Origin of the sequence: Gracilimonas amylolytica (genome assembly GCF_002911695.1) — a bacterium.
Classification (GTDB): Bacteria; Bacteroidota; Rhodothermia; order Balneolales; family Balneolaceae; genus Gracilimonas; species Gracilimonas amylolytica.
Window position 1 is genome coordinate 1 of the sequence record NZ_PQBS01000026.1, and the last position, 20,889, is coordinate 20,889.

The window sequence follows — 20,889 nt, forward strand, 5'->3', positions numbered from 1 at the left end:
CAGTAAGATCTTGTATAAGTTTTGATTTCGATGATTAAAGCGATATTCAGTTTCTTTTAAATACACATAAAAATGAGATTTCGATACCCCATTAAATTGAGCCAACCGGCGTTTGGCATAACTCCAAAAAGATTCAATGCCATTAATGTGACTCGAGGAATTGGCGAATTCATCCTGGCCATGTTGAACACGATAATGTTTGTCATAGCCCACATCCACTAGGCCATTATAGCCTCGCCAACCATCACTGTGAATCACACTGGCCGGGGCCACTTTTCCACGTATAATACACTGGAGTGTCTTTTTTCTTGCATCAGGGACAATTTCGGTATAGACTTTGCCCTTACGTTTGAAAATGCCAAAGACAATGGTTTTACCCGAAGCTCCTCGTCCTCGTTTACCAGGAATTCGTCGTGGACCAAAATAAGACTCGTCAACCTCAATGATGCCTTGGATCCGAGCCGATTGCTCAGACCATCGAGCGATGTGATGGCGCAGTTTGTCAAAGATCACGGTAACCGATCGCAATGAAATGCCGGTTAACTCAGCCGTTTCCGTTGCGGTTAAATCTAACGAAAAACACTTGATCAGATGCCGAAATTTAGCTTCTGAAATATGTGACCGTTTATAATACTTGTTATTCATTGTATAGCAATATGTTACAAGATTTTATAACATGCTATACTTCATAAGACCCAAACCAAAATATCTGAGTATGCCCACACCCAGACCACTTAAGCCCAATAAAATGGCTACGCCACCGGGTAATACTGCCTCAAGTAAGATCAGGAGTATTCCACCGATAAGGAATATCCAGGTCAGAATTTCACTATCCATTTGTAACACCTTTTAATTTGCTTATAGATAGGAAAATGAATCCAAAAAAACTAAGCAGATTCACCGATCAATTATCAGCCTCATATGCATCGACTACCTCCGGAAAACTCATTTGCTGTAATAACCCATTTTCATTGAGTTGATCCAGAAACTCCGGAGTCACTCCGGCTTCAAAGTATGCAACGACCGCTGGAAATGATGATATCTGCAAATAACCCGCTTCATTTAACCCATTGAGGTATTCCATGGTAACATTGCTCTCGTAGTAAGCAATTACGGCAGGAAAGGATAGATCATCCAAGAAACCGGATATTTTAAGTTGATCGAGATATTCCAAAGTAACCCCAGATTCATGAAAAGCGATGACGGCCGGAAATGATAAGTCAGTGATACCCGCTTCTGTTAACTGATTCAGGTATTCATGGGAAACCCCGGCTTCATACATGGTTTGAAGACCAATGTTACTGTAGTATTGATCCAAACCGCTTGCATAAGCAGCCGATAAAAATTCAGTGAACCCTTCTGATCTCATTTCACCCGGTGCCATTGGGTTATCGGGTATGGCAGGTATCGTGGGAATATCGATGGAAGGAGCTTCAGGTGCAGTAACGGCCGAGACTTCATCTCCGCCAACTATGCTGTTCCAGGCCTGACTTACACTCCAGTCGTTGATCCATAGGTAGGATGCGGCAAAGACAAGGAATATGAGAACAGCGTTCTTGAATTGTGATCGGTCATCATCTTCAGCAATCGGCTGAATGTCAGCTTGGTTACCTTTTCGACTCATTTTACTGATGTAGGCATCAAGATTGAAATTGGGATCATAATCAATATGACCATCAACTTCTGATTCGAATGAGTATGGGGTGTTTTTATTTTTTTGTGACATGAGTAAAAGTTTTTTCTAAAGACGTAAAAATTGTGATGAATGTTTCACTAAATCACTTTTTTACCACGGTAAATTATCCAGGTCTACATTACCCCCGGTGATGATAATGCCGACTTTCTTTCCTTTGATATCCACTTTTTCATCAAAAACTGCAGATACTGGTACTGCACAAGATGCCTCTATGATCATATTCATGCGTTCCCAGATAAATCGCATGGATTCTTTGATGGATTCCTCGCTTACCGTTACAATATCATCCACATTTTGAGTGATGATGGAAAAGGGCAATTCTCCCAGTGAGGTCCTTAGTCCATCCGCTATGGTGTCAGGGTTTTGAACCGGGATACGCTTGCCGGATTTATATGAACGGAAAGCATCATCGGCCATTTCAGGCTCGGTTCCGATCACCGAGAGATCAGGTTTTATAGCCTTGGCTGAGATCGAACTTCCACTCAATAATCCGCCTCCCCCTACAGGGGTGAGGATCATATCAAGATCAGGGTGATCTTCCAGTAACTCGATGGCCGCCGTACCCTGTCCCGCAATAACGCGGGTATCGTCATAGGGATGAATAAAGGTTGCTCCCGTCTGACTAACCACCTCTTCAAGGGTTGATTCCCGGGCTTGTTGAGTGGATTCACAGAAGGTTATCTTAGCACCATAGCCCTTAACGGCTTTAACTTTAATTTTCGGAGCGTTTTCAGGCATCACTACAAAAGCAGGAATCCCACGCATTTTGGCAGCAAGTGCAACCGCCTGTGCATGATTACCGGATGAGTGAGTAGCCACTCCTTTTTGAGCTTCCTCGTCACTCAGTGAAAAGACCGCGTTACAGGCTCCCCGGAACTTAAAAGCACCCACTCGTTGAAAATTTTCACATTTAAAAAAGATCTTACCTCCGGCTCTTTCATCTACACTGCGGCTGGTAAAGACAGGAGTTCGGTTCGCATATTTTTTGATGAGGGCATGAGCCTTTTTGATATCATCAAAAGTGGGGGTAAGGGGAGTATTTTTCATAATTTTAACTTTCTGCATGTCTTTACAGGTTTGTGTTACTTTACTCTAAATAAAATAGCATTATTTTGGGGCTCCATCACTCAAAGTTAGCTGTTAACCTCAATCATTTGATATGAAGATCCTACTCACGCTTTTTACATTTTTATTAACCTCATTTCAGGTTTTTGCCCAACAGGATGCCTTTGAACGCTTTCAGTTTCATCCGGACCTGAATTATGATCAAAATATCACCTCACCTCAGGAATACCTCGGATATGAGATCGGGGCGGAATATACCTTCCATCATCAGATCATGGATTACTTCAAACAACTGGATGAAGAATCTGACAAGCTATCATTCCATAAATATGGTACCACCTACGAAGGACGTGACCTGTATTATGCAGTGATCAGTTCAGAAGGAAACATGGGAAATATTGAGTCGATCCGGAGTTCGAACCTGGATCTGGCAAATAATCCGGAATCTGCCTCAACAGATGATAAACCGGTGGTGGTCTGGTTGAGTTATAATGTGCATGGTAATGAGGCATCAAGCAGTGAGGCTGCTATGCAGACGGCCTATCGTTTGGTTGCTGCGTCTGACAGTGAAACAGCTGAATGGCTGGATAACTCCGTGGTGATCATTGATCCCATGATCAATCCTGACGGCCGTGACCGGTATGTGTACTGGTATAAATCATCTCAGGCCAACGTGTTGAATACCGATGCCAATGACCTGGAACATGATGAGATCTGGCCGGGAGGTCGTACCAACCATTACTGGTTCGACCTGAACCGGGACTGGGTGTGGCTGGTTCATCCTGAATCGCAGGGACGTATTGCAGCATACCAAAGCTGGATGCCACAAGTGCACATGGATTTCCACGAGCAAGGTTTCAATAACAACTATTTCCTGATGCCGGGTACCACTCCGCGTAACAAGGAACTGCCAGACGATTACGAAAGCTGGTCAGATAAATTTGGAAGGGGAGCCGGCGAAGAATTTGATAAAGCGGGCTTGAATTACGCTACGCGTGAGGCGTTCGATTTCTTTTATCCGGGCTATGGTTCCTCTTACCCAAGCGTGATGGGCGGAATCGGAATGCTGGCGGAGCAGGGTGGACACAGTCGTGGTGGTCGCGCTGTAACCACCGATGACGGTTACGTACTCACCTTAAGACAACGAGCCTTTGATCATTACATCAATGGCGTGTCGATTGTAAAAACGGCGGTGGAGAACAAAGAAGGGCTTCTGGAATACTTTAAAAATTCAGTATCGCAAACTACCCAAAGGGGGAATACAAAGGCATATATCCTAAAGAACAATGCCAATGATTTTACTTATCAGGTAGTGAATATGCTGATGAAGCATAACGTTCAGATAGAGCGTGCCACAGAGAATTTCAACCAACGCAATGCCTTCAGTTATTGGGATGGAAGTTCTTCAACCCAAAATTTTGAAGCCGGTGATTTCATTATAAAGACGGATCAGCCCAAGCATCTGTTCATAAACACGCTGTTTAGAAATCAGCTGCAGATCGAGGATTCCGTGATGTACGATATGGCCACCTGGTCAGTGCCTCTGGCTTATAATCTGGATGCAGCCTGGACCACCAACAGTGTGGGAGCATCAACTGAACAGGTAACCGAAGAATTAAGCTATCCTTCGGCCATTGAAAATGGAAATGCACAGTACGCTTATGTAATAGACTGGAAACAGCGACATGCTCCGAAAGCTTTAGCCAAGCTTTGGGATATGGGTTACAACGTGAGGAGTGCAGGGCGGACCTTTACCTATCAGGGAAAGGAATATACCGCAGGAAGTTTGATCGTTTTAGTTGGACGGAATTATGAGAAACGAGATCAGATCGCGGCAGACATGCGAAAACTGATTGATGACGTTGAGGTAGTAGTGGAAGGATTTGATACCGGCCGTATGGATGCAGGAATGGATCTGGCCTCCGGTGACAGTGAGCCGGTTAAACAGCCCAAAGTGGCCTTAATGATCGATTCACCATTCAGTTCATATACAGCCGGGCAGCTTTGGTTTTTGTTCGATCAGTGGACTGAATTTGGTATAGATCGTATCCGCTCCGGGAGCTTTAACCGCATTGACCTTGCCGAATATGATGTGATCCTGATGCCCGGAGCCTGGGGTGGATTAAACGGTGTGTGGAATGATGCACAGATCGAAGATCTCAAATTCTGGGTTCGAAACGGAGGGGTGCTGATAGGTACGGAAGGCAGCGGTTCATGGCTCACCAAAGACCGGTCCGGTTTCACGAATGTAGAACTCTTTACAGCTGAAGAAGAAGACAGTGCAGAGGTGGATGAAAAGGACTACACCCGCTATGAAGATCGCGAAGACGTATTTGGGCTGGAAAGAATTCCGGGTTCAGCCTTTAAAGCCGAAGTGGATAACTCCAATCCACTTGCCTTTGGATTACCTGATCAGTTGTATTCCTTGAAGTTTGGCACCGATGCCCTCACGCCATCTGCCTCCCTGCAGTCTGTCGGATACTACGTGAAAGAAGGAGAGGTATTGGCTTCCGGGTATGCATCGGAGGAGAACCGTGAAAATGCCAAAGGCAAAACCTTTGCAGCCGTGCAAAATATGGGAAGTGGAAAAGTAGTCTTCCTGCTTGATAACACACAATATCGCATGTTCTGGGTTGGCCCAAGCCGTATGGTTCAAAATGCCGTGATGTTATTGCCCGGATTCTAAATCACAGAAAAAACAGGATTTCACGTTTTTATACGTATGATTCTGCTTTGAATTAAAGAATTATAAATGGTCTTATGGAATATATTCTGTAAGACCATTTTTTTGTTTGAGCTATCCACAATATTTGTTGTATGGATTCAAAGCATAAAGAGATGATTTTTTTTCGTTAAATAAATAATTGTCAGAATTGTTGGTTTTTCAATAGATTGGAGTTCGAAATAGTCACCAAAACTATGATTACAGATTATAAAAAGATTCAGCATTCTGCTTTAGAGTTAGACGAAAATCACCGCGCTAAATTAGCCAAAAAGCTTATTGATAGTCTTGATAAGCAAATTGATGATGATATCGAACAAGCTTGGGTGGATGAAATCAAGGTGAGAAAAGCTGAGATCCAGTCGGGGAAAGTTTCTCCAATTTCAGGTCAAGAAGTTCATGAGGCTGCTCGAGAATTTCTAAAAAAATGACATTTCAGTATCATCCTGAAGCAGCAAAAGAGCTAATGAGTTCCATTCAGTATTATGAAGAAAAAGCTAATGGGCTTGGGGCTGAATTTCTTGATGAGGTAGAAGAAGCAATAGCTCAGGCATTAGCTCATCCAGAATCGGGATCTTTACTTACAAAATCTGATCGAAGGATTTTATTGGTACGTTTCCCTTTTGAAATTATTTACGACGTTTCAGAAACTATTATCACAATTACTGCAGTCAAGCATTTGAAACGAAAACCGGGTTATTGGGAATCAAGAAAATGACCTTGGATAAAATCAGGCGATTATAATCTGTTGTGGACTAACTTTGATGAATTGCTGTTTTAAAGGAAATAATTTCACTATTTCAGAAACTAAAGTACCCAAGCTTTTAAATGTTTGTACCCTCAGCCCGTCGTTCTTCCAGCCTCCTTTTATTTCGCTTTTTGGCTAAATAGGGGACAAAGAATAGGTACATACCGGTGATCCAAAGTATGGTTACAACGATGCCGGAGGGCAGGAATACCCACAGTTTTGCTGAATCATGAAACCAGGAGCCATCATGCAGCGATTCAAATAATTCGGATCTTCGATAGGCTACCTGCAAGACCTCAGCGGTTTCGGCATCGACCTGAATTTCCCATCGGTTCACGGCTCTTACCTTAACAATACCTTTGTCGGGGCGAACATCCAGGCGGTCGATATCTTCCCAAGTGGATATCTCAGCTTCAGGTACTTCTTTGGAAGCTGTGAGTATCTCATCAAAGCTGATCGAAGGGATCGTTGAGACACCTTTTTGCGAAGGAGGCTGTATCCAGTTTACTTCTTTTTTGACCTGCAGGAATAAGCCCGTGATCAACACTAAAAGAAAAGGGAGGGCGATAGTGCGCCTCCCCATCTGTGGATTTTTCTAAGATCCCTCTGTGAATTCCAGCTCATAATCTCACGTTATTTATTCCTTTACCAATCCTGTCCCGGTTGGGTAATTTTGTAATTCTCTTCAGCTTTGGCTGCTTCTACCATTTCGGCGACGTCTTTTAGCAGTTCTTTGGCATCAAAAACGATACCGTCTTTGATGGTGTATCGAACTCCTCCTTTACGAACAGGTACATTATCCTCATTCACGTAAATGGCTCCGGTTCCGTATAGTACTTTAAGGTTTTCCATGGGATTGGCATCTACGATCACCATGTCAGCCAGTTTACCTACTTCAATGGTTCCGAGTTCATTATCAACCCCTAAAACTTCGGCTCCTTTAAGAGAAGCTGACTGAAAGATCTCAAGAGGATGGAATCCGGCTTCGCGCATCATCTCCATTTCCTGAATGTATCCAAAGCCGTAGAGTTTGTAGATGTATCCGGCATCGGATCCGAGCGTGACCCGTCCGCCCTTATTTTTATACTCATTAATGAACTGCATCCAGATCCTGAAATTTTCTTTCCATGCAATTTCCTGTTCGGTTCCCCATTCCAGCCAGTAGGAACCGTGGGATATCTTGCTGGGCTGGTAGAATTCCCATAGAGAAGGTAGGGTATATTTTTCATGCCATTCGGCTCGCCGCTGAGCACTTAGGTTCCGGTTGGCTTCGTAAATGGTAAAAGTTGGATTCATCGTATAATCCAGCTCGATCATTTCATCCATGACTGCATTCCATTTCTCAGAACCCGGCGCAGCTGCTTGCTTCCATAAATTTCCGGCTTCCTCAAAACGATGCTGCTCATTGTTGTAATTATAATCAAGAGGGTAATCCTGAATGATACGATCCTCGAAAAGAGATTCGGGAAGTCCGTACCAGTGAGTAAGTGACGTTGCCCCAAGTCGGGCAGATTTTAGTGCATTGTTATATACCACGCGGGTTTGTGCATGATGAGTCATGGTACCCAGGTCTCTTTTGTTGGCTTCATCAATAGCAGCGGCATACACTTCAGGAGAAGCTCCGAAAAATTTGATCCCGTCTGCACCGGCCTCATCGATCATTTTCACCCAATCACGAGCCTGTTCAGGGGTTGTTATTTGCTCCCCGTAATTAGAGCCGAAATTGATCCATGCAGAGATCCGCGGAGCTGTTATCTCGTTCTTTTCACTCATCTCCTTATGGCGTAATGTCCAGTCCATACCATTTCCTGAACCGGGTTCCCGAATGGTTGTGATACCGTGAGCCAACCAAAGCTTATAAACATATTCGGGAGTGGTACCTTGCGCTCCTCCCCCGGTGTGAGCATGCATATCAAAAAAGCCGGGCAGGAGGTACATCCCTTCTGCATCTAACACTTTTGTATTCTCATCGGCCTGTGGGCGTCTGTTTTCGTTGACCGGAAGTCCGGGATAACCAACCGTTCGGATTGAAGCGATCCTGTTCCCCTCAACCAAAATATCTACAGGTCCGGTAGCAGGCGATCCGGTTCCATCTATCAAATTAACCCCGCGTATGATCAATCGTTCGTGGGGCCCGTCGCCTTCAGTTCGGTCCGGAGCATCCGGCATTTGTGCGAAAGCGCTGAGGCTACCAACAGTGAAAAAGAATATTAATATCTTCAGAGATCTCATGGTATTGGATTGGTTTTAGTTAGGAACTTGAATGTTCGGAATGTACAACTATCGGTTCATTCCGTCCGTAAAAATTAGTTAGATACTTTGGCTTTAAGAAGAAAGATGGTGTGATGTATGCTTAAAGACTCCGGCATTCGTGAGAATTACCCTCCAAATTATCGGCGTAGAACGTGGTTAATATCTACCCTGTCATCTCTTTGAAAACAGCGATCTATTTGTTTTACTATTAGCAGATAATTACAGCAGAAGCGCCCCTTCATGTTTCAAGAGCCACTCCTTACGTTCAAGTCCACCCGCATAGCCGGTTAGTTTGTTGTCTGAACCAATAACCCGGTGGCAGGGGATCACGATGGCGATAGGGTTTTTTCCGTTAGCTCTTCCCACCGCTTGTGAGGCTTTGCTATCGCCGATCTTTTTGGCGACATCACCATAGGTACAGGTGGTGCCGTTGGGGACCTCAAGCAGCTGTTGCCAGACCGAGCGTTCAAACTCAGTGCCTTCAGGGGCGAGTTCTAATTGAAAGGAGTCCCGAATGCCATCAAAATATTCCCGGAGTTGTGTGCGGGCAGATTCTGTATGGATATCAGGATCTTCAGGGCCATCTGAATCCATAAATTTGATCTCTTTGATCGCTTTGCCGTTCGATAGGATACGGAGGTAACCAATGGGACTTTCGTAGTAGCTAACGTAGGTCAATGAAGTAAATAATTAGGTTCATATTCACTTAAGAATATCGACTGAACCTGACTTATCAAAGTTAAAGTTAGACTTCTTGAAAAATGGCAGGTCTGAACCGATCAGTGTGGAGCCTGATAGTTTGTAGTCCAGGTCCTCGTCACTGTTCAGGAGGCGATAGGCCGCCATACCGGCGTTCAGGAAGCTGATATTGAAGGGGAGTTTCACGGTCTGAGCCGATTTGCTGTCAATATTGATGGTTTCACTGATATTCCCTGAAAAGGATCTTAGTCCGTTAACTTCCAGGTCAAAATTCAGATCATCCACCATAAGCTGAAAAGCATTTGGATTCTGAACATTGAGTTCAACCAGCAGATCAGTTCCGGTCATGGATAAACTTTCGATCGAAAAGTTAGCCAGTGAAATACTTGGTTGTTTCACTACCGGGATCTTTCCGGAGTATTCCACAGGAACCTCTACGGTGCCTAAGATCGGCAGGTCGAAACCAAAACTGGCTGCAAACTTGTAATCAGATTCATCCTGATCCCTGATACTTTGGAAGGTTTGAAGCAGTTCAGAAAATGTCAGGGTAACCGGAACCTGAACCACGCTGCTATTCTTTGCCCCGATGTTTAACCCGCGCTGTTCGCTACCTGATACAAAGTTACTTTCATTAACATCCAGGGAGTAACTGTAGGAACTAAGGTCAACCCCTACGCTATTTGGATTTTCAACCTCAACATCAGCCGTGAGTTCGATATCCTGTAAGGTCATACCGGTTATATTCATATCCACTACTGATACAGAGGGCTTGCTGATATTAGTAAGCTCGTTCAGTTGTGCACAGGAATGAAAAAAAGCTATGATGATAAAGAACGAAACAATTTTAAAAGTTTTAAAGTATTGTGTTCCAGCAGGTTTCATGCTCTCTCCGGTTATTAATTTGATAGGATAACGTATGATCCTAAAGGTAAATAAATGTTTCTGCTAAGCCTAATGAGTTAGCCTAAATATGAAATTAGATGATTCAAACTGGGTTAATTGAGGGTTTTTAGAAAAAATTGTAACAAATCATTAAACCTACACTCTTGTATATAGCTTTAAAGTTGAGATTAATGTTTATACCCTAACAGTTAGTCGATTCTAACTCCTTAAAGCTGAAAACTAAAGCCCCGGTACTGAACCTTCCGGGGCTTTTTCTTTTTCCGAATATGAACAATGTTAGAAGTAGACCCTGTACAGCAAGCTGATGTTTAATCCGGGCTCGGGACGCAGGTCTTTAATTCGCGAGAGGTGGTCATAATATTCCTGATTCAACAGGTTGTTTGCGTTCAGAGAAAAAGTGTGCAACAGTTTGCCACCATCCAGGCGATATTGGGCAAATACATCAAGAAGGGTATATCCTTCTGTTGAGGTTTCAAATTCCCCGGTTCGGTCTTGTTTTGCGGCTAATCGCACGCGCGAACCCAGCTCAAATCCATCTTTACTGTATTTAAAGGAGAACTTGGATTTTAAAGGGGGGATCATGGGTAGTGGACGGGTATCATCGTTATATCCCGTGGTTTGCTGTTCGCTTTCGGATACGTTTCTCTCTGCCAGGGTATAACTCATGGAGGCATTCAGTACAAAATTAGACCTCAGGATAAATTCACCGGATAATTCAGCTCCATAGAGTACTGCCTCTTCACCAACAAACTGGTAATTATTCAGGTCAGGTCGCCGGTCGTTGGGCTCACCGGTATCTCTGGCATAGAGATAGTTACTGAAGTTGTTATGAAAGACCGTAAACTCAGCATTTGCCTTGGTTTGCTGATAACGCAGGAATAATTCTTTTGCAAGACCTCTTTCGGGATCCAGTTCAGGATTGCCGATCTCATAAGAGTAAGAAGCAAGGTGTGGTCCTTCAGAATACAATTCTTCGAGGGATGGAGCACGGAATGAGTGAAGCAGGCTTGTACCAAAAGATACCTGGCTACTCAGAGAATAGATCGCCGCAAATGAACTTGATAAGGCAGGAAAACTTCGTTCCCGGATAAAACCTATTACAGAGTTGGGCTCATCCTCAACGGGCTTATTCATAACCCAGTCAAAACGCAATCCGCCTTCAAGGTGGAGTTTATTAAAATCGGCTTCCTCAATAAGGAACGCGGCCAGTTTGTAACTGTTTGCATCGGGTGTACTTGCCCCGATGATGGCATAGTCTTCCATCTCACCCCAGATCCCAAACGCACCCTTGTCAATGAATCCAAGCTCACCGTGTCTGGCTTTGAGTTCGGCATTCGTGGTGACCAATCCGAATTGGGTACCAAGGGCACCACTCGATTCAATTTCCTTGTGAGTATAGTTTTTGAGTGAAAATGAGCCTTCCAAAACGTTGATGAGATCATGGTTGAGGATCACTTCTGATTTCAGATCGTACTGAAATTTTTCCATTTCAATATCCACACCTTCCGGATGACCTTGCGGGTCAGGTGGGATCCCGTAATTATTGAAATAACTGCTAAAAGCACCACCAACATATCCCCAGTCCCTGATCCAGCTTACACCAAGTGCGTTGTTGGTGGATCGATAGTAAGTGTTTTCAGTTTGCCCAATAGGGGTGGATATGTCTTGTGCAGTACGTCCGTTGAGACTGAGACTAAAAACTACATCGTTTAAAGGAGTCGTGAGGTCTAAGGCTCCGGAGACACCCTGATTGACGGTTTCACCATTTAGGGTAACATTTCCGGTAGTTCTTGAAGGGCTGCTGCTTGCGATTTGATTTCGAACCACGTTGATCACTCCACCGATCGCATTAGCCCCGTAAGCGAGTGCCTGGGGACCCCGTGCAATTTCCACTTCCTGTGCAGAAATTGGGTCGATCGTTACAGCGTGATCAGATGATTGTGAGGAAACATCCCCGGAACGCATACCATCCTGAAGGATCAATACACGTTCACCGCCAAGACCACGGATTACCGGCCGGCCGGGGGCTCCACCCATTTTACGTTCATCAAAACCGGGCAGGTTGGCTAAGGTCTGTGAAAGTGTGTTTCCAAGATTTTGACGGAGTTCGGTCCCGAATACTTTTTTGGAGGCATGTTCCAGGTTGGACCCTTCCACATTCCTATCATTTTGGCCGATCACTTCTATGGATTGAGATCCAAGTACAGTAGAAGAAAGAACGATGTCAATTGTTTCATCGGCTTCCTTAACGGCAATTTCCTTGGTTTGAGTCCGGTAACCGATCCGGTGTATGGTGAGGGTGAAATTACCGGCAGGTACATTCTTTAATTCGTAATACCCATCAGTGTCCGCAACAACGGTGCGGTTAAGCTCCTCGATGTGAACATAAGCAAAGGAAACCGGTTCACCTGTTTCGGCATCAGTTATGGTGCCGGATAGGGTGTATCTGTTCTCAGCAAGAGCATTCCCGGATAGGGAAGCTCCTGCCAATAACAGAAATGTGAGTGCTAAATATCTCAATTAATTGCCTGTTGATAGTTTAGCTGCGGTTGATTGCACCACTTCAATTTCGATCGCCGGACTTTCAAAATCGGGATGATCGTCATGCATCAGCTGCAAGGTCAGAGTAGCGGTTCCGGCCTGAAGTCCTTTAACATGAAACTCCCAGAGTTCCCCTTCGTGCTGTTCGATTTCGATAATATTTGTGTCAGATATCTCTAAACCGAGTGATACTTCCGGTTCATCTGGAATGAACTCATTACCATCCTCATCAATAAATAAAGTACTGATCAAGGCGGTTTCGTCTCCCTCATCTATTGTTGGAAAGTTGTTGATGAGATCCTGACCGGGATACTTCTCTACTATGAGATCACCATTCAGATAGAGTACAACACCGACTGCTTCAGGGTGAGTTTCTTCCTCAGAAGAAGCTGAGTTAGAGCAGGATGCCGTTACAGTTACTAATAGCAGTAATACAAAAACGTTCTTTAATACCGAATATAGGTTATACTTTTTCATAGGTCTTTATGATTTAATTTGAATAATAATAGGTTTGTCCTGTCATCGAAAAGCTGAGACAGGCAAGCTTTCAGAATTAAATCAAGGTAGGTGGGGCACGTCCAAGCAGGGAGTTGTGAACTTCAGTGCTAAGAAGTAATTCCTGTACATCGATCAGGGTTTGCTGATATTGAAGCAGGAAATTATAGTCGGTTGAGGAATCATCTGCCTGAATGGCAACGAGACCTGCAACCGGACATAAAAGCTCATTTTCGGTGTAATGTTGTTCTTCAGCGTGATGTACACAAAGCAATCCGTCACTATGATAGTGATTCATAGATAGCATCATCCCAAACACACCAAGTGTCATGAAAAAAGTCGCTATGTGTTTTTTAGATATCACGTGATTATAAAAATTAGCTACACTATTTAAACCAAACCAATAATCGTAAAAGTTAGGCTAATTATTGTGTGCATTCATTAACTATTACACAATTTAAAATACGGAATTTCAAGCTGATAATTGATTAAAAGTATGTGTCGATCCGCTTCAAAAAGCGCTTTTCCGGGCTACATATTTACTTCACATTAAAAGTGCATTTTTTGAGTGTTCGTTTCAAAACCTGATCTGAAATTTTATTGGGAGCTGAAACTAATTCTCAAAAATGATAACAAAATGAGGTGATGACATGGGTCTTTCAGAAACTTTTGTGTACCGCTTTGGAAAGCAGCACACTGACGGTAACCGTAAAATGAAACAACTTTTAGGAGGAAAAGGTGCCAATCTCGCTGAAATGAGCACCATTGGAATTCCGGTACCTCCCGGTTTTACTATCTCTACAGAAGCATGTAAGGCAACCATCGATAATAAAATGAACTGGCCAGACGGACTGGATGAGCAGATCAGGAAAGGGGTTGAGCATGTTGAGGCCGAAATGGGACTGAAGTTCGGGGACGAAAATGATCCGCTTCTTATATCTGTTCGTTCCGGAGCTGCAGTTTCAATGCCCGGTATGATGGATACTATTTTAAACCTTGGCATCAATGATAAAGTGGTTGATGCTATTATTAAAAAGACGAATAATGAGCGCTTTGCATATGATAGCTACCGCCGATTCATAGATATGTTTGGCGACGTGGTTATGGGCGTAAGTCATGAGCATTTTGAAGAAGCGATCGAGAAAATGAAAAAAGAGGTCGGTGTTGAAGAAGATCTCGAGCTGAATGCTGAACATCTGAAAGAACTGACTGAGCGATATAAAGCGATCTATAGAAAGAATACCGGACACATGTTTCCGGAAGACCCAATGGAACAGCTTAAGTTTGCTGTGAATGCAGTCTTTAATTCCTGGAACAGTGCCCGTGCGGTCAAATATCGTCAGATCAGTAATATTCATGGTTTGATCGGTACGGCCGTTAACGTACAAGCCATGGTGTTCGGTAACATGGGTGAAACGAGTGGAACCGGCGTGTGTTTCACAAGAAATCCGGCAACCGGAGAAGCCAAGCTTTATGGAGAATACCTGATCAATGCACAGGGTGAAGATGTGGTAGCGGGTATCCGTACTCCAAAACATATTGAAGAACTTGAGCAGGCAAATCCTGAGAAATATAACGAGTTATTGAAACACACCAGAAAACTCGAGGCTCATTACAAAAATATGCAGGACATAGAGTTTACCATTCAGGATGGTGAATTATATATCCTCCAGACCAGAAATGGTAAGCGAACCGGTACTGCAGCTGTCAAGATCGCTGTGGATATGGTGAATGAAGGTGTTCTGACCAAAAAAGAAGCTATCAAGGATCTGGTTGATCCGGAGCATATTGAGCAGCTTCTGCATCCACAGTTCAAGGATCTGGATGATGGATCCAAAATACTTGGCAAGGGACTTCCGGCATCGCCCGGCGCGGCTGTGGGTAAAGTGGTATTCGACTCAGTCAAAGCCGAGAAATCTGATGATCCGGTGATTCTGGTGCGTATTGAAACAAGTCCTGAGGATGTGGGTGGAATGTCGTCTGCTGAGGGTATTTTAACCTCCCGAGGGGGTATGACGAGCCATGCCGCTGTGGTTGCCCGTGGATGGGGTAAGCCTTGTGTGGCAGGTTGCAGTGATATCGTGATCAACTACAAGAATGGTTCCTTCACAAACGGTGAGGTGACCGTGAAAGAAGGCGATTTCATTTCGTTGGATGGAAACACCGGTCAGGTCATTCTTGGTAAAAAAGAACTGACAGAACCTGATTTCGGCAAAGAGTATCAAACCTTTATGAGTTGGGTCGGTGAAGTTGAGGAAATGAAAGTCAGAACCAACGCTGAAACTCCTGAGGATGCAGCCGCAGCCCGCGGATATGGTGCTGTCGGTATTGGCCTTGCAAGAACAGAGCACATGTTCTTTAAGCCCGGCCGCGTTAACTTCATGCGTAAAATGATCATCGCAAATGATAAGCAGGAACGGGTTGCCGCTCTTGAAAATCTGTTACCATTCCAGAAGCAGGATTTCATCGAAATATTTGAGGCCATGGAAGGCTTGCCAGTAACCATTCGCTTGCTGGATCCACCACTTCATGAATTCCTGCCACAGGAAGAAGAAGAAATCGAAAAAGTAGCAGAGGAACTTGGTGTAACAGCAGAAATGCTGCACAACAAGGTTGAAAAGCTCAAAGAATTCAATCCAATGCTGGGACACCGTGGTTGCCGGTTAGGTATTACCTATCCTGAGATCACTGAAATGCAGGCCCGGGCAATCATCGAGGCAGCTATTGAGCTGAAGAAGGAAGGCAAGGAAGTTCTGCCTGAGATCATGATCCCACTGGTTGGCGGTGTCGAGGAATTTAGACATCAGCGCAAAGTAGTGGACAAAGTGGCTAAGAAGATCTTCGATAAAGAGGATGTTACACTTGACTACAAAGTGGGTACAATGATCGAGGTGCCAAGAGCAGCTATCATGGCTGACCAAATTGCGGAGGAAGCTGATTTCTTCTCATTTGGAACCAATGATCTGACTCAGATGACCTTCGGATACAGTCGTGATGATGCTGTTAAATTCCTTCCAACCTACGTTCAAAAAGGCATCCTGCGTCAGGATCCATTCCAGGTTCTGGATGAAGAAGGGGTTGGGCAACTGGTACAGGCAGGGGTTCGTTTAGGCCGAATGGTCAACGAGAACCTTAAGATCGGAATTTGCGGTGAGCACGGTGGTGACCCAAGCAGTATTAATTTTGCGTACAACACCGGCTTGGATTACGTGTCATGTTCACCTTTCAGAGTTCCGGTAGCTCACCTGGCTTCCGCTCAGGCTACGCTGAGAAAGCAAGCCAATACTGAGGAGCAGGAATTACCTAATGCTTTGGAAGTCTAAGGCAGATAGTTAGTCAATCATAATTCAGGAAGCAGGCAGGGTGAGTCCCTTGCCTGCTTTTTTTTGGGGAATATTTACGCACAGTGAATGTAAGTCTATTTGGGCGGACCTGACTGGATCTCTTCGAGCTTACTCATAGCCCGGTCACGCAGGTTGTTGAATTGATCTTCGGGAATATGTCCGGCCGTGAATTCGAAGTAGAGCCAGACGATGTATGTAGCCATGACATCCTCATAGCAATAATGCTCGATCAGATCGAGCTCCCCACGTTTATACATGGCAAATACCTCATTCCCCTCACCGGTTTGCTTGAATGGAATTCCGATCAGCTGTCCAAGGTGTTTGAGTTTGGGCCATGAACTGGCTCCATAATTACTAAATTCATCCACCAGATCCACATTGTGCTTACTGTAGCGATACCTGATATCATAATCATTCATACGGACGGGCATCTGCAGGCCGTGCTTCATGGCGCGGTAGGTGAGAACGGGGATGTCAAAGCCCTTGCCGTTATGATGTATAAGACCGAAGTCCTTGTAGGTACCAATGGCATCAAAGATCTTCAGTAAACCTTCTTTCTCATCTTCCCCGCTCCAGGCCACCTTTTGTTTGGGTCCACCGGTATTCTCTATCCAGAGTCCCACCCACGAAACCATCCGGTGATACATTGGCGGGAGGAAGCCGGAGGCATTGCGGGCTAATTCTTCACTGGCCCGTTCAAGCAACTTATCTTCCTCTGAATCAGGATCATTCAAGACCTGACGAATGAAGTCGATATCGGGAATGGTCTCAAGATCAAAAATGAAAAACATCAATTTAGATTTTAGGTGTTAGAAATGAGGTGTTAGTTATTTAGTGCAATACTTTTCTAAACCCTTGCAACTAAAACCTAACACCTGTTAGAGTTCTCCGACTAAGGATTTCTGGAACAATGCTTCAATATCGGTTTTGGAGTCGTAATGTGCTAATAAAAACATGAGTTTGGTAAGGGCCGCTTCCAGGGTCATATCATTGCCACTGATGGAGCCGTGATCGAGAGCGGCACGCCCTGCGGTGTATTGGGTAAGGTCAACAGAGTCAAAATCTGCCTGAGATACAATGGTCACCACCACATCATGTTCCCGGCACTTGTCAAGAAATGGAAGCAGGCTGTAGGTACCCTTGATGCAAAAATTACCGCTACCGAAACCACGAATAATGACTGCTTTGATCTTGCTCAGGTTCAGTCCTTCCAGGAATTCCGGATTTAAATTGGGGTGAGCCGTAAGAACAAAAACCTCATCAGAATAGGATGCCAGATTTTGAAGATCGCCTGAGCCAAACTGATCAAGAACCCGGGTTTGGATCTGAATACCGATATCGGCCAGGGGCGTAAAGTTTGGGGATCCGAAGGCATCGAAATCGCCAATACTCATTTTGGTGGCTCGGTTCCCACGGAAAAGAGCGTCACTGAAGCAGATCCCGACTTCTTTGAAATCCATGGTAGCCAGCTCAATGGCATTCACCAGGTTACGGCGGGCGTCACTGCGTATGGAGCTCATGGGCAGCTGGCTACCGGTAAAAATGACCGGTTTACTTAGATTTCTTAGCCCAAAACTAAGGGCAGAAGCTGAGTAAGCCATGGTATCGGTTCCGTGAAGGATCACAAAGCCGTCGTACTCGTTGTATTTATTTTCAACACAATCGGCGAGCTGTATCCAGTGGGATGCATTCAGGTCAGAGCTATCTTCAAAAAACAGGGGAAAGGTGGTTATTTCGGCAATCTCACTCAGTTCAGGAATTTCTTCATAAAGAACCTTTGACCATGCCTCGGGATCGAGTTCCACCCCGGCTCCTTTAGCATTCATGGCAATAGTTCCACCGGTTTGTATCAGCAGTATCTTTTTCATGTTGATTTATTCGAGCTTCCGATTATTTTATTTCTTCACATACTGTTCAAGAAGTATGAGTACTGTTCATTGAATTTATTGCACGGGAGGTTTGCCCGTTCAGAAGTTAAAATCTGTTTCCAACAAAACACACTTAAAGTTTGCTGCTAAGTTGTTTGTTTTCGGCATAAAAGAGCCGGTATCAAATACGTGATGATCCGGACCTCGTTCCAATCGTTTAGAATGGATTCGACAGGGTGATCATCATGCAGCAGATCAAAAAGTGCAAAAAAGGAGATCCTATGAAAGTTTATGATCCAACCCGCATCCGAAACGTTGTGCTGTTAGGCCATTCCGGCTCCGGGAAAACAACGCTGGCCGAAACGATGCTTTTCGAAGCCGGAGCAATTAACCGCAGGGGTTCGGTAGAAGAAAAAAATACCGTATCAGATTATCACCCACTGGAGAAGGAAAAACAGAAGTCTATATACTCATCTTTTTTGAATCTTGATTGGAGGGGGCATAAGATCAATTTAATTGACACACCCGGCACCTCGGATTATATAGGTGAGGTAGCAGGAGCCGTACGGATCGCCGATACGGCTATTTTTGTGCTTAACAGTGAGCAGGGGGTGGAAACTGCTACCGATTCCCTCTGGAATTATGTACAAAAGTACAGCGTACCATCCATGTTTGTGGTGAACAAGCTGGATACGGATCAGTCTGATTTCTGGAAAACGGTTGATGAAGCCCGCGAGCATTTTGGACAGGAAGTCACCGTTGTGCAGTTTCCATACAGTGAAGGGCAGGATTTCCATGCCATCATAGATGTGCTCCGCATGACGATGTACGAATTTCCTGAAGAAGGGGGTAAACCTGATAAGCTGCCGATCCCTGAATCCATGAGAGCACAGGCTGAAAAGCTTCATCAGGAGCTGGTAGAAACCATCGCTGAAAACGATGAAACCCTGATGGATATTTATTTTGAGCAGGGTGAACTGGATGAGGAGCAAATGGAGAAAGGCCTACATATCTCGCTGGTGAATGGACAGATCTTTCCATTGTTCTGTTCCACCGCTTCAAGAAATATGGGGACTGGTCGAGTGATGGGTTTTCTGGATGATGTGGCCCCAAATCCGCTTCAGGGTAATCCCCCTAAAACGGTTGATGGTGATGAATTCAAACTCGATCCGGATGGAAAGCCGGTAATGTTTCTATTCAAGACCCATTCTGAATCTCATGTAGGGGACCTGATCTATTTCAAAGTTTATGGTGGCAGTATCCGGCCGGGTATGGATCTCGTAAACAGCTCGAATGATGCTTCGGTCCGATTGGGAAGCCTGTTTTTGACTGAGGGCCATAAACGTATTGAGATCATTGAGATCAAAACCGGGGATATTGGTGCGGTTGTGAAATTGAAAGACAGTGAAGTGAACGACACCCTTCACGAGAAAGGGCATGAGGTGAAACTTCAACCCATTGAATTTCCTCCAACTACCATCAGAACGGCTGTAAAACTGAAGAAAGAAGGAGAGGAAGATAAGCTTGGGCATGCCCTGCATCAGATCCACCGCGAGGACCCATCAGTTGTGATCGAACACAGTCAGGAACTTCGTCAGGTTATCATTCACGGACAGGGTGAAGAGCACCTTGCAGTGATCGAAGATCAGCTCAGAAACCGCTTCAAACTGGACGTGGAATTTATCACTCCCAAGATCCCATATCGTGAAACGATCACGAAAGGTGTGCGTGCTCAGTACAAACATAAAAAACAATCGGGTGGAGCCGGACAGTTTGCTGAAGTCCATTTGCTGGTTGAACCCTATGAAGATGGCATGAGCACACCGGATGATCTCAAGGTCCGTGACGTACAGGAACATGATCTGGAGTGGGGAGGAAAACTCGTTTTCCAGAATTGTATTGTTGGAGGAGTGATCGACACCCGGTTTATGCCTGCCATTCTGAAAGGCGTGATGGAAAAAATGGAGAATGGTCCCATGAGTGGGTGTCGTGCCCGGGATATCAGAGTATCCGTTTACGACGGTTCCATGCACTCCGTTGATTCCAATGAAGCAGCTTTTAAAACAGCCGGACTCATGGCCTTCAAGGATGCCTTTATGCAAGCGAACCCTAAACTTATGGAACCGATCTACGAGATCGAGGTAAGTGTACCGGCCGATTATATGGGGGATGTCATGAGCGACCTGAGCTCCCGAAGGGGACAAATTCAGGGCATGGATGGAGAAGGTTCTATTCAGAAGATCAAAGCCCATGTACCTCTTGAGGAACTGGATCATTACTCAACCAAGCTCAAATCGATGACGCAGGGGAGTGCTACCTACACCCGGGAGTTTTCTCATTACGCAGCGGTTCCGCATGAGGTGCAGGAGCGCGTGGTTAAAGAGAATCTTCAGGAAGCATAAATTAGCTATTTGAACCACGGCTCAGTCAGTGAGTCGTGGTCTTTTAACGGTATAATTCAGGCAACTATCATTCGATGTTTGTGAACGGGTGAATAATTACGGTTCATCTTCGAAGAGAGAGCTTTATGTACCGTCTTAACCTGATTTAGGTTG

Annotated in this window: 18 protein-coding genes; 5 read left to right on the forward strand and 13 right to left on the reverse strand. The window is 44.7% G+C overall.

Going from position 1 to position 20,889, the window contains the following annotated elements; genetic code table 11:
• The 4 genes from C3B73_RS06015 to C3B73_RS06025 all read right to left on the reverse strand — a co-directional run.
• A partial coding sequence (locus C3B73_RS06015; RefSeq protein WP_103664703.1) for an IS1595 family transposase occupies window positions 1–645 on the reverse strand: 645 nt, incomplete at its 3' end.
• Between the two features lie 24 nt (window positions 646–669).
• Window positions 670–837 carry a hypothetical protein gene (locus C3B73_RS13920; protein ID WP_157939438.1) on the reverse strand — a complete coding sequence of 56 codons (168 nt, stop codon included), beginning with the start codon at window positions 835–837 and terminating at the stop codon, window positions 670–672.
• A gap of 67 nt (window positions 838–904) precedes the next feature.
• Entirely contained in the window at window positions 905–1,726 is an 822-nt protein-coding gene (locus C3B73_RS06020; RefSeq protein WP_103664704.1) for a hypothetical protein, read from the reverse strand.
• Window positions 1,727–1,786: 60 nt separating this feature from the next.
• Window positions 1,787–2,761: a pyridoxal-phosphate dependent enzyme gene (locus C3B73_RS06025; RefSeq protein WP_103664705.1), complete on the reverse strand. Its 975-nt coding sequence runs from the start codon at window positions 2,759–2,761 to the stop codon at window positions 1,787–1,789.
• A gap of 94 nt (window positions 2,762–2,855) precedes the next feature.
• Here C3B73_RS06025 and C3B73_RS06030 point away from each other — a divergent pair, with 94 nt between their 5' ends.
• From C3B73_RS06030 to C3B73_RS06040, 3 genes are all read left to right on the forward strand, one after another.
• Window positions 2,856–5,447, forward strand: a complete 2,592-nt coding sequence (locus tag C3B73_RS06030; protein ID WP_103664706.1) for a M14 metallopeptidase family protein — start codon at window positions 2,856–2,858, stop codon at window positions 5,445–5,447.
• Window positions 5,448–5,680: 233 nt separating this feature from the next.
• Complete coding sequence (locus tag C3B73_RS06035; RefSeq protein ID WP_103664722.1) at window positions 5,681–5,914, forward strand: addiction module protein; 234 nt, start codon at window positions 5,681–5,683, stop codon at window positions 5,912–5,914.
• Window positions 5,911–6,201 (forward strand): type II toxin-antitoxin system RelE/ParE family toxin, encoded by a 291-nt coding sequence (locus C3B73_RS06040; RefSeq protein WP_103664707.1) that lies wholly within the window; start codon window positions 5,911–5,913, stop codon window positions 6,199–6,201. Before C3B73_RS06035 ends, C3B73_RS06040 begins: the two co-directional genes overlap by 4 nt.
• Window positions 6,202–6,307: 106 nt before the next feature.
• On the opposite strand, the gene C3B73_RS06045 is transcribed toward C3B73_RS06040, so the two are convergent.
• The 7 genes from C3B73_RS06045 to C3B73_RS06075 all read right to left on the reverse strand — a co-directional run bounded on the left by C3B73_RS06045 (window position 6,308) and on the right by C3B73_RS06075 (window position 13,486).
• Entirely contained in the window at window positions 6,308–6,814 is a 507-nt protein-coding gene (locus C3B73_RS06045; RefSeq protein WP_198597295.1) for a PepSY domain-containing protein, read from the reverse strand.
• Between the two features lie 62 nt (window positions 6,815–6,876).
• Window positions 6,877–8,463, reverse strand: a complete 1,587-nt coding sequence (locus tag C3B73_RS06050; RefSeq protein WP_103664708.1) for an amidohydrolase family protein — start codon at window positions 8,461–8,463, stop codon at window positions 6,877–6,879.
• Between the two features lie 240 nt (window positions 8,464–8,703).
• Window positions 8,704–9,162 (reverse strand): methylated-DNA--[protein]-cysteine S-methyltransferase, encoded by a 459-nt coding sequence (locus C3B73_RS06055; RefSeq protein ID WP_103664709.1) that lies wholly within the window; start codon window positions 9,160–9,162, stop codon window positions 8,704–8,706.
• 24 nt (window positions 9,163–9,186) lie between these two features.
• Entirely contained in the window at window positions 9,187–10,065 is an 879-nt protein-coding gene (locus C3B73_RS06060) for an LEA type 2 family protein (protein ID WP_103664710.1), read from the reverse strand.
• A 297-nt stretch (window positions 10,066–10,362) separates the two neighbouring features.
• Window positions 10,363–12,606, reverse strand: a complete 2,244-nt coding sequence (locus C3B73_RS06065; RefSeq protein WP_103664711.1) for a TonB-dependent receptor — start codon at window positions 12,604–12,606, stop codon at window positions 10,363–10,365.
• Window positions 12,607–13,104: a hypothetical protein gene (locus C3B73_RS06070; protein ID WP_103664712.1), complete on the reverse strand. Its 498-nt coding sequence runs from the start codon at window positions 13,102–13,104 to the stop codon at window positions 12,607–12,609.
• A gap of 76 nt (window positions 13,105–13,180) precedes the next feature.
• Window positions 13,181–13,486: a hypothetical protein gene (locus tag C3B73_RS06075; RefSeq protein ID WP_198597296.1), complete on the reverse strand. Its 306-nt coding sequence runs from the start codon at window positions 13,484–13,486 to the stop codon at window positions 13,181–13,183.
• Window positions 13,487–13,772: 286 nt separating this feature from the next.
• On the opposite strand from C3B73_RS06075, the gene ppdK reads away from it, so the two are divergent.
• Window positions 13,773–16,445 carry a pyruvate, phosphate dikinase gene (gene ppdK / locus C3B73_RS06080; RefSeq protein WP_103664714.1) on the forward strand — a complete coding sequence of 891 codons (2,673 nt, stop codon included), beginning with the start codon at window positions 13,773–13,775 and terminating at the stop codon, window positions 16,443–16,445.
• Window positions 16,446–16,540: 95 nt separating this feature from the next.
• On the opposite strand, the gene C3B73_RS06085 is transcribed toward ppdK, so the two are convergent.
• Together C3B73_RS06085 and C3B73_RS06090 are read right to left on the reverse strand one after the other, a co-directional pair.
• Entirely contained in the window at window positions 16,541–17,257 is a 717-nt protein-coding gene (locus tag C3B73_RS06085; protein WP_103664715.1) for a ribonuclease H-like domain-containing protein, read from the reverse strand.
• Window positions 17,258–17,344: 87 nt separating this feature from the next.
• Complete coding sequence (locus C3B73_RS06090; RefSeq protein ID WP_103664716.1) at window positions 17,345–18,334, reverse strand: asparaginase; 990 nt, start codon at window positions 18,332–18,334, stop codon at window positions 17,345–17,347.
• 245 nt (window positions 18,335–18,579) lie between these two features.
• Here C3B73_RS06090 and C3B73_RS06095 point away from each other — a divergent pair, with 245 nt between their 5' ends.
• Window positions 18,580–20,736, forward strand: a complete 2,157-nt coding sequence (locus C3B73_RS06095) for an elongation factor G (RefSeq protein ID WP_232803036.1) — start codon at window positions 18,580–18,582, stop codon at window positions 20,734–20,736.
• Window positions 20,737–20,889 lie beyond the last annotated feature (153 nt).

Excerpts from the sequence above, each read along its gene's own strand:
- C3B73_RS13920 (WP_157939438.1), bottom strand. The coding sequence starts at position 837 with ATGGATAGTGAAATTCTGACCTGGATATTCCTTATCGGTGGAATACTC.
- C3B73_RS06020 (WP_103664704.1), bottom strand. The coding sequence starts at position 1,726 with ATGTCACAAAAAAATAAAAACACCCCATACTCATTCGAATCAGAAGTT.
- C3B73_RS06025 (WP_103664705.1), bottom strand. The coding sequence starts at position 2,761 with ATGCAGAAAGTTAAAATTATGAAAAATACTCCCCTTACCCCCACTTTT.
- C3B73_RS06030 (WP_103664706.1), top strand. The coding sequence starts at position 2,856 with ATGAAGATCCTACTCACGCTTTTTACATTTTTATTAACCTCATTTCAG.
- C3B73_RS06035 (WP_103664722.1), top strand. The coding sequence starts at position 5,681 with ATGATTACAGATTATAAAAAGATTCAGCATTCTGCTTTAGAGTTAGAC.
- C3B73_RS06040 (WP_103664707.1), top strand. The coding sequence starts at position 5,911 with ATGACATTTCAGTATCATCCTGAAGCAGCAAAAGAGCTAATGAGTTCC.
- C3B73_RS06045 (WP_198597295.1), bottom strand. The coding sequence starts at position 6,814 with ATGGGGAGGCGCACTATCGCCCTCCCTTTTCTTTTAGTGTTGATCACG.
- C3B73_RS06050 (WP_103664708.1), bottom strand. The coding sequence starts at position 8,463 with ATGAGATCTCTGAAGATATTAATATTCTTTTTCACTGTTGGTAGCCTC.
- C3B73_RS06060 (WP_103664710.1), bottom strand. The coding sequence starts at position 10,065 with ATGAAACCTGCTGGAACACAATACTTTAAAACTTTTAAAATTGTTTCG.
- C3B73_RS06070 (WP_103664712.1), bottom strand. The coding sequence starts at position 13,104 with ATGAAAAAGTATAACCTATATTCGGTATTAAAGAACGTTTTTGTATTA.
- ppdK (WP_103664714.1), top strand. The coding sequence starts at position 13,773 with ATGGGTCTTTCAGAAACTTTTGTGTACCGCTTTGGAAAGCAGCACACT.
- C3B73_RS06085 (WP_103664715.1), bottom strand. The coding sequence starts at position 17,257 with ATGTTTTTCATTTTTGATCTTGAGACCATTCCCGATATCGACTTCATT.
- C3B73_RS06090 (WP_103664716.1), bottom strand. The coding sequence starts at position 18,334 with ATGAAAAAGATACTGCTGATACAAACCGGTGGAACTATTGCCATGAAT.
- C3B73_RS06095 (WP_232803036.1), top strand. The coding sequence starts at position 18,580 with ATGCAGCAGATCAAAAAGTGCAAAAAAGGAGATCCTATGAAAGTTTAT.